Annotated in this window: 10 protein-coding genes and 1 pseudogene; 10 read left to right on the top strand and 1 reads right to left on the bottom strand. The window is 54.0% G+C overall.

The genetic code is table 11. The features are described from left to right. Window position 1 precedes the first annotated feature (1 nt). The 7 genes from ACKGJP_RS27875 to ACKGJP_RS27845 all read left to right on the top strand — a co-directional run bounded on the left by ACKGJP_RS27875 (window position 2) and on the right by ACKGJP_RS27845 (window position 8,819). On the top strand, window positions 2-1,297 hold the full coding sequence (locus ACKGJP_RS27875) for a Gfo/Idh/MocA family protein (RefSeq protein ID WP_409342044.1): 1,296 nt from the start codon (window positions 2-4) through the stop codon (window positions 1,295-1,297). Window positions 1,298-2,609: 1,312 nt separating this feature from the next. Beyond that, complete coding sequence (locus ACKGJP_RS27870) at window positions 2,610-3,551, top strand: hypothetical protein (protein WP_409342043.1); 942 nt, start codon at window positions 2,610-2,612, stop codon at window positions 3,549-3,551. Window positions 3,552-3,575: 24 nt separating this feature from the next. Then, entirely contained in the window at window positions 3,576-4,322 is a 747-nt protein-coding gene (locus ACKGJP_RS27865; protein ID WP_409347267.1) for an endonuclease/exonuclease/phosphatase family protein, read from the top strand. A gap of 146 nt (window positions 4,323-4,468) precedes the next feature. Continuing rightward, the gene (locus ACKGJP_RS27860; RefSeq protein ID WP_409342042.1) at window positions 4,469-5,236 is read left to right on the top strand and encodes a DeoR/GlpR family DNA-binding transcription regulator; all 768 of its coding nucleotides are present in this window, start codon (window positions 4,469-4,471) and stop codon (window positions 5,234-5,236) included. After that, window positions 5,211-6,776, top strand: coding sequence for an endonuclease/exonuclease/phosphatase family protein (locus ACKGJP_RS27855; protein WP_409342041.1), 1,566 nt, complete (start codon window positions 5,211-5,213; stop codon window positions 6,774-6,776). Before ACKGJP_RS27860 ends, ACKGJP_RS27855 begins: the two co-directional genes overlap by 26 nt. Window positions 6,777-6,993: 217 nt before the next feature. Beyond that, on the top strand, window positions 6,994-7,791 hold the full coding sequence (locus tag ACKGJP_RS27850; RefSeq protein WP_409342040.1) for a helix-turn-helix domain-containing protein: 798 nt from the start codon (window positions 6,994-6,996) through the stop codon (window positions 7,789-7,791). 131 nt (window positions 7,792-7,922) lie between these two features. Beyond that, a complete protein-coding gene (locus ACKGJP_RS27845; RefSeq protein WP_409342039.1) occupies window positions 7,923-8,819 on the top strand; it encodes a phytanoyl-CoA dioxygenase family protein in 897 nt (298 codons plus the stop codon). 134 nt (window positions 8,820-8,953) lie between these two features. On the opposite strand, the pseudogene ACKGJP_RS27840 reads toward ACKGJP_RS27845, so the two are convergent. Further along, window positions 8,954-9,148, bottom strand: a pseudogene (locus ACKGJP_RS27840) (hypothetical protein); the annotation flags it as partial. A gap of 124 nt (window positions 9,149-9,272) precedes the next feature. On the opposite strand from ACKGJP_RS27840, the gene ACKGJP_RS27835 reads away from it, so the two are divergent. The 3 genes from ACKGJP_RS27835 to aceA all read left to right on the top strand — a co-directional run bounded on the left by ACKGJP_RS27835 (window position 9,273) and on the right by aceA (window position 12,334). Continuing rightward, window positions 9,273-10,604 (top strand): DRTGG domain-containing protein, encoded by a 1,332-nt coding sequence (locus ACKGJP_RS27835; RefSeq protein WP_409342038.1) that lies wholly within the window; start codon window positions 9,273-9,275, stop codon window positions 10,602-10,604. A gap of 264 nt (window positions 10,605-10,868) precedes the next feature. Then, on the top strand, window positions 10,869-11,033 hold the full coding sequence (locus ACKGJP_RS27830; protein WP_409342037.1) for a hypothetical protein: 165 nt from the start codon (window positions 10,869-10,871) through the stop codon (window positions 11,031-11,033). A 20-nt stretch (window positions 11,034-11,053) separates the two neighbouring features. After that, window positions 11,054-12,334 carry an isocitrate lyase gene (gene aceA, locus ACKGJP_RS27825; protein WP_409342036.1) on the top strand — a complete coding sequence of 427 codons (1,281 nt, stop codon included), beginning with the start codon at window positions 11,054-11,056 and terminating at the stop codon, window positions 12,332-12,334. The last annotated feature ends 24 nt before the right edge of the window (window positions 12,335-12,358 follow it).

The raw sequence follows: 12,358 nt of genomic DNA, 5'->3' as shown, positions 1-12,358 counted from the left end.
ATTGCAAGCCATTACAGCGGTTTTGCTCGGCGCCGGCAGCAGAGGCCGGTACATTTATGGGCCCTACGCGGAAAAGTACCCGAACGAGCTGAAGTTCGTCGCCGTAGCGGAGCCTGACGAAGCACGAAGAAAACAATTTGCGGACTCTCACGGAATCACGGAGGCCTATACGTACTCTTCTTGGGAGCAGGCGTTCGAAAAGGGACGCATAGCGGATGTGATGATCATCAGCACGCTGGACCGGATGCATTTCGTTCCGGCCATGAAGGCGCTCGAGCTGGGTTATCATGTGCTGTTGGAGAAGCCGATGTCGCCCGTACCGGAAGAGTGCATCCTGCTCGAGCAAGCTGCGAGAAAGCACGAACGGCTGCTTATCGTCAGTCACGTGCTGCGCTATTCGCCTTTTTGGGCGGGAATCAAGAAGTGTATCGAAGCGGGAGAGCTAGGCAAAGTCGCAACGATTCAGCTGACCGAGAACGTCGGCTTCGAGCATATGACCCATAGCTACGTTCGCGGCAATTGGCGCAATGCGGAAGAAACGAGCCCGATGATTTTGGCCAAATCCTGCCATGATCTCGACATCATTTCTTGGCTGATGGGGGAAACCTGCACAACCGTCCATTCCTTCGGGTCGCTGCTTCATTTCAAACCGGAGAACGCGCCGGAAGGGGCGACGGACCGCTGCATCGACGGCTGCGAGGCGGAGAAGACTTGTCCGTTCTCGGCACTCAAAATGTACATCCAGCCGCCGCATCATCCGTGGGCCCGGTATATGACGCCGGATTTGTCGCAAGAGGGAATCATGAGGGCGCTTCAGGAAGGGCCTTTCGGGCGGTGCGTGTACCGGTGCGACAACAATGTTGTCGATCATCAGGTCGTCAATATGGAGTTTGCGAGCGGCGCCAATGCCACTTTCACGATGTCCGGCTTTACGCAGGGCGGTACGCGAAGGGTGCAGATCATGGGAACGCACGGCGAAATTCGCGGCGACATGGAAGAGGGAATGTTCACCCTATTCCGGTTTGCGACCGGAGAGAAGGTCGACACGCACCGGTTTACCGGGGGCGACGGGCACGGAGGCGGCGATGCGCGCATGGTCGCTCAATTTTTAAGGGACGTTCGACATTTTGACCGCAGCGCGGCTGGAAGTCTGACTTCCGCAAGCGCCTCCCTGCAAAGCCATCTGATGGCGTTCGCAGCGGAGCAATCGAGGCTGAACGGCGGGCAAGCGGTAAAGCTGGCGGACATGCAGGACGAGCTGGTGGGCGAGCAGGGCAAGCTGGCGGGCGAGCAGTAAGCTGGCGGACATGCGGGACGAGCTGGCGAGAGAGCGTAAGGCTAGCTAGCAAGCGTAAAGCTGGCGGACTTGCAGAACGAGCTGGTGGGTGAGCGGTAAAGCTGGCTGGAGAGCAGGGCAAGCTGGCGAGAGAGCGTAAGGCTAGCTAGCAAGCGTAAAGCTGGCTGGAGAGCTTAGGGCTGGCGAGCGGTAAAAGCTGGCTGACATGCAGGACAAACTGGTGGGCGAGCGGTAAAGCTGGCTGGAGAGCAGGGCAAGCTGGCGAGAGAGCGTAAGGCTAGCTAGCAAGCGTAAAGCTGGCGGACTTGCAGAACGAGCTGGTGGCAAACGGTAAAGCTGGCGGACTTGCAGGGCATTGGTAAACCGTACTGCAAGCGTTACGGCCGGTTCGTTAAGGCACGTGCCTGATTCAAGTGACGAGTCCATAGCAACATAGCATATACAGGGGCAGTCTCGAAGGCCGGGAAATACGGCGGAGGGGCTGCTTCTTTTTATGTAATCTTCTCGGACTGAGGGAGGAGAATTTTGATAGTATTGATTTACATCTCTACTTTAACGGTACCATGTATGACCGCTTCAAAGATTAGTTCATAGGCCTGTATCGGCGGATAGTGAACTCACATTCACTAATAGTGAGCTAAAGTTCACTAATTGCGCTCAATGATATGCTTCCAAGTGAAGTAGTGAACTAAACTTCACTAATAGTGAACTTTATGGCCGAATAGTCCGGTCTGGTTCACTATCTGCTCAAAAAGAGGATGATAGGAGGGGAATAGTGAATTTATGTTCACTAATAGTGAGCCAATGTTCACTATTTACCACCCGGAAGCCTAAGTGTGTTACCCTTGGCCGATCAAATCGGCATGTTAGTGGAAACCGACGATTGAACGTCAGCTTTTTTGAATGAAACGACAGCTCCTTTTTTTGATTGCATGTCAACTCCTGTTCTTGAAGTGTACGCTAGCACCAATACTTTGCATGTCAGCTATTCTTGAAATGTGCCTCAGCTCCTTTTTTTTGAAGATCCCTCAGCTCTTTTGCTAGCCTGCTCTAGCGGTAGTGCGGTTGCTGCTAGGAGCGGGGCCTACTTTAAACGAATTTAGTTGCCGTTTGGCGACGGTCAGAACAGCGGCAGGCTGGGGCAGTTCGGTCAAGGAGCAAGGCGTCGCCGCCGTCTTATTCCCCTGCGGGCTGCCATGCATACACACGTATAAGCGGAGAACGTGAAACCGGGAACGTAAGGCGTGCGTAATAAAACACGACGACAGAGGTTCACAGGATTCGGCAACAAGACGAAAAGGAGTGAGTGCGGGTGTCCGATACCTTTCATCCCCGATTGACCGAAGCGAAGGAACGGAAATATCGGCTCCATAAAGCGGAGCGCAGACGCGAGGAGCTGCAAAAGCGGCTGCATGAGCAGGAGCGGCTTGTTGCGCGGCTCGAGGTACAGCTGGAGATGGAGCAGGAGGATGTCGACAAGCTGACGCGCATGTCGCTAACCAACCTGTTTCATACGATTCTTCGGAGCAAGGAGGAGCAGCTCGAAATGGAGCGGCAGCAAGCGCTTGCCGCCGCAATGAAGCTGCAGGAAGCGAAGGGGCAGCTTGACGAAATCGATGCGGAGCTGAAGCGTCTCGGCGACGATCTTGCGAAGTACGGCGGTGCGGAGCGGGAATATGACAAGCTGATGGCGGAGAAGGAGTCGGCGCTTAGGAACTTGCCGGAGGCGGCCAAGACGCTCTCCGAGATGGAGGAGCAGCTCGCGGACCAGACGGTTCTCGTCAAAGAAATTTCCGAAGCATGGACGGCGGGAAAACGTGTTTTGGCATCGCTTACGGTTGCCTCCGAAAGCCTGGACAAGGCGGAAAACTGGGGGAAATGGGACATGCTCGGCGGCGGCGCGATCAGTACACATCTGAAGCACAACAATGTGGATGACGCCAAACAGTATATCTATCAAGCGAACCATCTTATGAGGGGATTCAAGGAAGAGCTGACCGACCTGAAGCGGAGCATCCACATCGACATCGATATCAGCGAGCTTCTCAAAATGGCCGATTATTGGTTCGACGGTCTGATCACGGACTGGATCGTCCAGGGACGTATCCGTAATTCGCAAGAGCAGGTGCTTGGCGCGATTCATCAGGTGCGAACGGTCGTCAACCAGCTTCAGACGGAACATTCGGCGGCCGAATCGGCACTCGCCGGAATGAGAACGAAGCGCACCGCATGGATCGAGCAAATGGATTTGTAATCGAATGGGGAGGTGTCCGGTGTGATGGAGCTGAAGCGGAATGCTAATGAATCGTCCGCATGGAAAGCGATGACTTACAATATTCATGCAGGCGTAGGCACGGACGGAAAAAGGGATTTATCGCGCATCGCCGACGTTATTGCAAAAGAGCAGCCGGATTTCGTGTTTTTGCAAGAGGTTGACAAGAACACGAAGCGCTCGGGCGGCGTGGATCAAACAGCCGTTTTGGCTGAAATGTCCGGCATGAGCGAATATGCCTTCGGAAGAGCGATGCATTACGACGGGGGCGAATACGGGAACGCCATTTTATCCAAATACCCGCTGCGGGTTATTCATAACTTGGCGCTGCCCGGCGAAGAACCGCGTGCGGCCTTGTTCGCCGAGGCCGACCTATCCGCGGTATGTGGCGAAGGGCAGGCGATTACGCTCATAGCCGTTCATCTTGACTGGCAGGACGAACGCGCGCGATTCCGGTCGGTTGCCGACATGGAAGCTTGCATCGACGGGTTGCCGGCTCTGCCTGCATTGCTTGGCGGGGACTTGAACGACCTGCCGGCAAGCCCCGTGCTGAATGCGTTTACTAAGCGATGGACGCTCCAGGATCTAGGCCAATCGCTGCTGACGGAGCCATCCCCGGAGCCTGTCCATCAAATCGATTATATTCTATACTGCGGAGCCGGAAACTGGGCCGTACGCGAGAGTTATGTCATTCCGGATTCCGTGGCGTCCGATCATCGGCCGCTCGTGTTCATACTGGATTTGAAGCCATAGAGGCATGATGCCAAGCATCCGTGCGTATCCCAAAAAAAAGGGGCGCTCCGGGTGCTTTTTTGTGTATATGTGTGGTAAAATGTGTGTAATTGTGTTTATGTGTAGGGATTGTGACGGATGAAAGGAATTTTGCGGAGGTGTGAAGCATGTTTGCTCAGGAGAGGCACAAAGCCATCGTACGGAAGCTGCAGCGCGAGCAATCGGTTAAGGCGTCCGAGCTCGTTGAGCTGTTCGAAGTATCGACGGAGACGATCAGAAGGGATTTGGAACATCTCGAGTGCGAAGGCTTGTTGAAGCGGGTCCATGGCGGGGCAGTCGCCGCCGAACCGGGGCTGGGAGAGGAAATCCCCTATGCGGAGCGCGAAATCGAACAGCTGGAGGAAAAAAACGAACTGGCCGAAATCGCCGTCACATACGTCTCCGAGGACGATTCAATCGCGCTGGACGCAAGCACGACGAACGAACGTTTCGCCAAGGCGCTCAAGTCGAGGGTGGAACGGCTGACCGTCGTGACGAACTCGCTCCGCATCCTGAACGAGCTGATCGACATGCCGCACTACCGGATTATTTTAGCCGGCGGTCTTGTGCGGAGCGACGAGCGCAGCATTGTCGGAGACATGGCGGAAGCGTTCATTTCGCAATTCCATGTGGATACCTTCTTTATGAGCATGGGCGGAGTGTCGCTAGCCAAAGGAATTACAAGCTACGGGATCGGCGAGGTGTCGCTGCAGAAGGCGATGCACAGAAATGCGCAGAAAACCATCGCGCTGGGAGCAAGCAGCAAATTCGATACGGTCTCGCTGTTAAAGGTTTGCGACTGCGCCGAGGTGGAATGCTTCGTAACGGACTCCAAAATCAATAAGGATATAGTGAGAGCGTACGGGGAACATGGAATCGAAATCGTTCATCCGTAAGGAAACCGCAGGAAACCGGAGGCTGGAGGAAACCATGATGCCAAAGAAAGCAACACCGGAGCCGGCTTTTGCGCTTGACCCTGCTTCATACGAACAGGCGGTGCAAGAGGAGGCGCCCGGCGGTAGCGCGCTCGATTTTACACTGGAGGTGGCAAACCGCATCCCGCTAGCCGTAGACAATCCAATCGAGGGACACGAAGCGGATTTTTCCGTCAGGATATGGGTGAAAGGCGCTCCCGATTCCTGGGAAGCCTATGAGTTTGTTGCGGCCTATGACATACGGGACGAGAAGGAATCGGGCTGGAAACTGGGCATTCAAGAAAACGGCGCCTGGTATTGGACGGCCTCGAACGGGGCAGAGCGTTACGATTATCGGCCGACACCGGTTCGGCAATCCATACGGGACGGCGGGTGGCATCAGCTTGCCTTCGTCTATGGCGGCCGAACGAAGGAGGCCCGCTTGTACTATGACGGCCGCAACGTCGCGATCTATAACACGGAGAAGGTACCCGCGATAAACGCGTCTCTGCAGCTGTCGATCGGCGGCAAGCCGCAAGGCGATTTAAGCGAATGGCATACGTTTAACGGCATGATCGGGCCGATGGACGTTTACGCTTGCCGGTTGACGGACGACGAGGTAGAACGCGATTTTGCCGCCGCCCGGTCGGAGGAGCCAAACGGGGAGCTCGCGGCTGCCGGACGCGAGGCAAGCTCGAAGCAGGACGGCATCGTCTCGGAGCTGAAGGTGATGAGCTTCAACATTTGGCACGGAGGCAACGAGACGGGCAGAGAGACAGGCCCAGCGCGGGTCGTGGACCTGATCAGGGAAGTGGATGCGGATATCGTTTGCCTGCAGGAAACGTACGGCTCCGGGCCGCGCATCGCCGATGCGCTCGGGTATTATATGTACTTGAGCAGCACGAATCTATCGATCCTGTCCCGCTACCCGATCGAGGAAACGCGGCCGGTGTTCGTGTCGTTCCACTGCGGGCTGGCGGGCATTCGCCTAAGTGATCGGCAGCGCATCGTCGTTTCGTCTCTGTGGCTGCACTGGTTGCCCGATTACTGGAGCGACTTCCTGAAGCCGGAGCGGATGCCGCTTGCTGCCATTATGGAAGGCGAACGGGACAAACGGCTTGCCGAGATGCAAGCGATTCTCGCAGAGCTCGGCGCCGTTACGTGGGAAGCCGACGATACGCCGGTGCTTCTATGCGGCGACTACAACAACGGCTCTCACCTCGATTGGACGGAAGCGTCGGCGTCGCATCACAACGGCTACGCCGTGGAATGGCCGGTCAGCAAGCTGCTCGCGGACAGCGGCTATAAGGATTCGTTCCGGGAAGTGCATGACGATCCTGTGCAAGAGCCCGGCTTTACTTGGTCGCCTCGTTTCAAGGAGAGCATGCAGGACAGAATCGACTATATCTATTACAAAGGCGCGAAGCTGCAAGCCTCAGGCTCCCGGGTGATCGATACGCATCCGGTCAGTTTTCCGTCCGATCATGCGGCTGTCGTAACGACGTTTCGGGTATCGGAATAACGGCTGCTTGCGGATTGGAGAACGTTCCGGTTCCGGTTACTGCAGATTCCTTGGCACAAGCAATCAAAATCCCCGTCCGGCCTCGGCTGAACGGGGATTTTCTTGCTGAGACGCTCGCTGCACACGCCGCAAACGGACGATTGCCATTGTTGCCGTTGGCGTGCCGGCCCGGGATATGCTACCATGAGTCCAAAAGAACCGGCTGGAGGGAAGCCTGGTGACGGCGACGGAGCGGCTGAATATTAGAAGCTTTATCGGCACGCATGGAAAAGACTGGGGGGACCCGGATTTTTTTCGGCATGCCAGCCTGGAAATTACGAACATACTAGAAGGAAGCGGCGTCTTCCGCACGGGTGACTGCGAAATAGGAGTAAGCGCAGGGCAAACCGTCCTTATCCCTTCGGACATTTCGCATTCGTTTCATGCCGTGACGCCGATCCGTTTCGGCGTCATTCTTGCGGACGGGCTGCCTGCGGACATCCGCAAACTATTTGACCGGCTGATCCGGAATGCGGAACCGACGATCATCACGTTCTCGCATTTCAATCAGGAGCAGTATGAGCTGCTTTTTCGGCAATGGCTTCGCGTGACGGCTTCTCCTCTGAAGGAGCCGGAGCTTAATTATACGGCATGGCTGAGGATGCTGCTTCTGTTCATTTCGGAGCATTCCCAAGCGGATCAGCAGGCGTTGTCGATAGCGCATATTGCGGATTATATCCGAGAACATCTGCATAGCGGGCTGCAGATCGCCGATCTGGCGGAAATGGCCGGACTATCGGAGGAAGGCTTCCGCAAGAGGTTCAACAAGGTGTTCGGCATGACGCCCAAGCAATTTCAGCAGCAGTGCAAGCTGACGGAGGCGAAGTGGCTGCTTAGCTCGACGGAGAAGGACATGCAGGCGATCGCGGAGTCGATCGGCTTTACGCAGCTGCACTCCTTTTCCGCATGGTTCAAAAAGCTGGAGAGCCTGTCGCCGTCGGACTGGCGCAAAAATCAGCGGCTGTTCCACCATTGACCGTAGACGTCTGCGGCAAACGGTACGGTTTTGCGTAAATGGTGTCCGGTTTTCGCTAACGACTTTGGTCCGCCGTTTCTTTATTCTTGAAGTAAGCAAGAACACTTCAGATTGAGGAAGGGGAAACGACGATGAAAGTGCAAATCGGTAACCGCGAGCTCGAAATGGGCGGGAAATACATGACGGAGCTTCGCAGCTCGAACGATATTTTGGAGGATACGGAAGCGCTTCGCCGGCGTTTGCAGGAGGATGGCTACTTGCTTATCCGCGGTTTTCATAATCGCGAAGATGTGCTTTCCGCCAGAATGGAGTTTCTGCGCGCGCTGCAAGCGTCAGGCAAGCTGGATCCTGAAGCGCCGATCGAGGACGGCGTAATCGGGCCCGAAAACAAAGGCGGCATGTGGGGCAAAAGCGCAGACGATCTGCAGGAGGAATTCCCGCATTTTCTGAACGTCGTCAACTCGCCGAAGGTGTTCGCGTTCTTCGATCGGCTTCTTGGCGGACCGGCCATGACGTACGACTACAAATGGCCTCGGGCGATCGCCAAAGGCGGCAATACCGGCGCTCATTACGATATCGTCTACATGGGACGCGGAACGAAGGACGTATACACGATGTGGACGCCTTTCAGTGACATTCCTCTCGAGCTCGGAACGCTTGCCATGCTCTTAGGTTCGCAATCTTACGAGAAAATCAAGCAAACGTACGGGCAAATGGACGTCGACCGCGATAACGTGGCGACCGGCTGGTTCTCCGACGACCCGGTGGAAATCGTGGACACCTACGGGGGACAATGGGCGACGACGGAGTTTCAAGCCGGGGATGCGATCATATTCGGCATGTTTATGATGCATGCTTCGCTCAACAACACGACCAACCGGTTCCGGATCAGCTCCGATACGCGCTACCAGCTGGCTTCGGAGCCGGTAGACGAGCGCTGGGTCGGCAAAAAGCCGAAGGGCCATTACGCATGGGGCTTAACGCCGTTCAAGCCGGTGGCGGAAGCGCGCAAGGAGTGGGGCGTGTAGCCAAATTTGCGGCTACTCGCCTGAAGAGTGGTACAGTAAAAAAGATAGTGAAGCCTACAGTGAGCTTAGTAATGCAGATTCACAGATTAGTGAAGATATCGTCATGTAGCATGTAAAAGAAACGGCGCATCTCCTTAGAACAAGGGGATGCGCCGTTTAAGCTTCGAAGAATGATTCCCGCTCAAATTCCTTCTAAGTACCGAGCCATGCCAAATCCGGTTGAAGTAAGGCCAATCCTCCAGCCGGTAGATCGACATGTTTTTATCCCAGCCGTCGATCAGCGCCCGATCCTCGTATAGCAGCTCCCGAAGCATCTCCGGACGGAAATCCGGGTTCCGGCATCTTTACTAGCGTTTTGACTGCTCCCGGGGGAGTGGACTCAAAATTGTATTTTGTTATGCTGTTGTAATATAATTATTGATACAGTATATAACAGGTTGGATGAGGTGACAAATGATGCCTTGGGATAATCCGGATCTTGATACGAAACATAAACAAATCACCCGTTATATCGAGTCTTTGAGTGTCGGAACGAGACTGTCCGTTCGACAAATCGCTCAAGACCTGGATGTTAGCGAGGGGACCGCTTATCGCGCAATTAAAGAAGCCGAAAATATCGGAATCGTCAGTACGAAAAGACGAATCGGTACGATTCGGGTTGAAAAAAAAGAAGACCATCACATCGATAAGCTTACGTTCGGAGAAATTGTACACGTTGTGGAAGGCGTCGTGATAGGCGGGGCGGAAGGACTGCATAAATCGTTAAACAAATTTGTGATCGGCGCTATGCAGCTCGAAGCCATGTTGAAATACATCGAACCCGAGAACCTTCTGATCGTGGGGAATCGCGTACAAGCGCATATGTGTGCGCTCGGCCAAGGTGCGGGGGTGCTCATTACCGGCGGGTTCGATACGTCTCCGGAAGTGAAGCAGCTGGCGGACGAGCTTGCTTTGCCTATTATCGGCAGTGCGTACGATACGTTTACCGTGGCGACCATGATCAATCGCGCCATCGCGAACAGAATGATCAAAAAACATATTAAGTTGGTCGGAGATATTATTAGAAACGAAACTCCGGTTTTTTCTTTACATGAATCAAGCACGGTGAAGGATATGCAAAAGCTGGTGGAGGAGACGACCCATACCCGCTATCCTGTTATCGACGGAGATTCCCAACCAATCGGTATCATTACGACGAAAGACATTATCGGGGCCAAACTTAACCAAAAAATCACTACGCTAATGACCGAAAATCCAATGACGATCAGCGCCAAAACTTCCGTTGCATCGGCCGTCCATACGATGGTATGGGAAGGAATCGAAATGCTGCCGGTAACCGATGAGACGGGAAAAATGATCGGGGTGATCAGCCGAAAAGATGTCATGAAAGCCATGCAATATACCCAACAGCAACCGCAAAATGGAGAAATATTCGAGGCTCAAATATGGTCGGGTTTCGAGGAGCAGCGCGATAAGGAAGGGTCGTTACGTTTTCGTGGAACGGTTACGCCGCAAATGACCAATTTTGAAGGAATGGTATCCGAAGGTATCCTGTCTACTTTAATGACCAGAGCGGCATATCGAACGGTTCAGGATCATAATAAGGGCGATTTAATTTTGGATAGTTCCTCGAACTACTTTCTGGTGCCGTTACAGATCGACGACGTCATCGATATCGTTCCGACGATTGTGGAACTTAGCCGTAAATTTTGTAAGATCGATATCGAGATTTTTTGTAAAGATACGCGAGTTGCGAGAGCTATGTTTACTGCACGTATTCTATAACATGGAGACAGCTGTAAATCCGGAAAATACCTATTATGCGAAGCCCGCCATCTATTGGCGGGTTTTTTTGACATATCGGTATTCGTGCGATCGGTGTTCTTTCTCTCGAACGGCCGAAAGTGCCGTCCGGCAATCATACGAAAGATTTAATGTTATAATACAAATGAAAAATAAAAATAATATTGCATAACAGAATAATTAATGTTATACAATATATAAATTATAATTACAATATATCAATACAGACGCTCGGAGGTGATCGTAATGGACTGTCTAATCTGTCACGGGAATGGGGAATTGGACAATAATCGCAGCGGCGAAGAGCAGGATCGAATGGAAGGGACGGATAAGGGAACAGCCCGGGACGGATATTGGCCCTACACCTGTCCCGTATGCGGCGGGAGCGGGTATTTGGACGATTCGAGATGAACATAGGGGAGATGATGGAAATGAATCCAAAGCAAAATCAAATCGAACAACTGCAAGCCGGCTGGAACTCCAAACGCTTTGAAGGCGTGAAACGTCCGTATACGCCGGAGGATGTGCTTCGTCTCCGCGGTTCGCTTCTGGTAGAGCAGACGCTTGCTCAAAAAGGCGCCGAGAAATTGTGGAAGCTGCTCCACACGGAACCGTATATTCACGCGCTTGGCGCATTGACGGGCAATCAAGCCGTTCAGCAAGCCAAAGCGGGTTTGAAGGCTATATATTTGAGCGGCTGGCAGGTTGCGGCCGATGCCAATTTAAGCGGACATATGTACCCGGACCAAAGCTTGTACCCGGCCAACAGTGTGCCGAACGTGGTGAAACGGATTAATCAAGCGCTGCAGCGCGCCGATCAGATCCAACATTCCGAAGGCAGAGGCGACATCGATTTCTTCCTTCCGATCGTTGCCGACGCGGAAGCCGGCTTCGGGGGACCGCTCAACGTATTCGAACTGGTGAAAGCGATGATCGAAGCCGGAGCCTCCGCCGTCCATCTCGAGGACCAGCTCTCTTCGGAGAAAAAATGCGGACATTTGGGCGGTAAAGTACTGCTACCTACTCAGCAGGCAGTGCGCAATTTGGTCGCAGCCCGGCTCGCCGCCGATGTAGCGGGCGTTGAAACGGTTCTGATCGCCAGAACCGATGCGAACGCGGCGAAGCTGATCACCAGCGACATCGATGACAACGACCGTCCGTTCCTGACAGGCGAGCGTTCGCCGGAAGGTTTTTTCTACGTCAACGACGGATTGGAGCAAGCGATTTCCCGCGGGTTGGCTTACGCGCCTTACGCCGATTTGATCTGGTGCGAAACATCGGAGCCGAATCTTGAGGAGGCTAAAATATTTGCCGAAGCGATCCACGCCAAGTTTCCCGGCAAACCGCTCGCCTACAATTGTTCGCCTTCGTTTAACTGGAAGAAGAAGCTGGATGACGCAACCATCGCTAAATTCCAGCAGGAACTCGGAGCAATCGGCTACAAATTCCAATTCGTTACTTTGGCCGGCTTCCATTCACTCAATCACGGCATGTTCGAACTGGCCAGCAGGTACAAAGACCGTGGAATGGCCGCATACTCGGAGCTTCAGCAAGCCGAATTTGCCAGCGAAGCCAAAGGCTACGAGGCGACTCGCCATCAACGCGAGGTAGGAACCGGATATTTCGATGAGGTGTCGCTCGTCATTTCCGGAGGAAGCTCAGCTACGACAGCGCTCTCCGGTTCTACGGAGAAGGAACAGTTTGCTCATTAAATACAGCCGAACAGTGCGGCGGAG

Origin of the sequence: Paenibacillus litoralis, assembly GCF_046244365.1 — a bacterium.
Taxonomy (GTDB): Bacteria; Bacillota; Bacilli; order Paenibacillales; family NBRC-103111; genus Paenibacillus_V.
The sequence above is the reverse complement of the archived record's forward strand: the minus strand, read 5'-3'. Positions and strand labels throughout refer to the sequence as shown.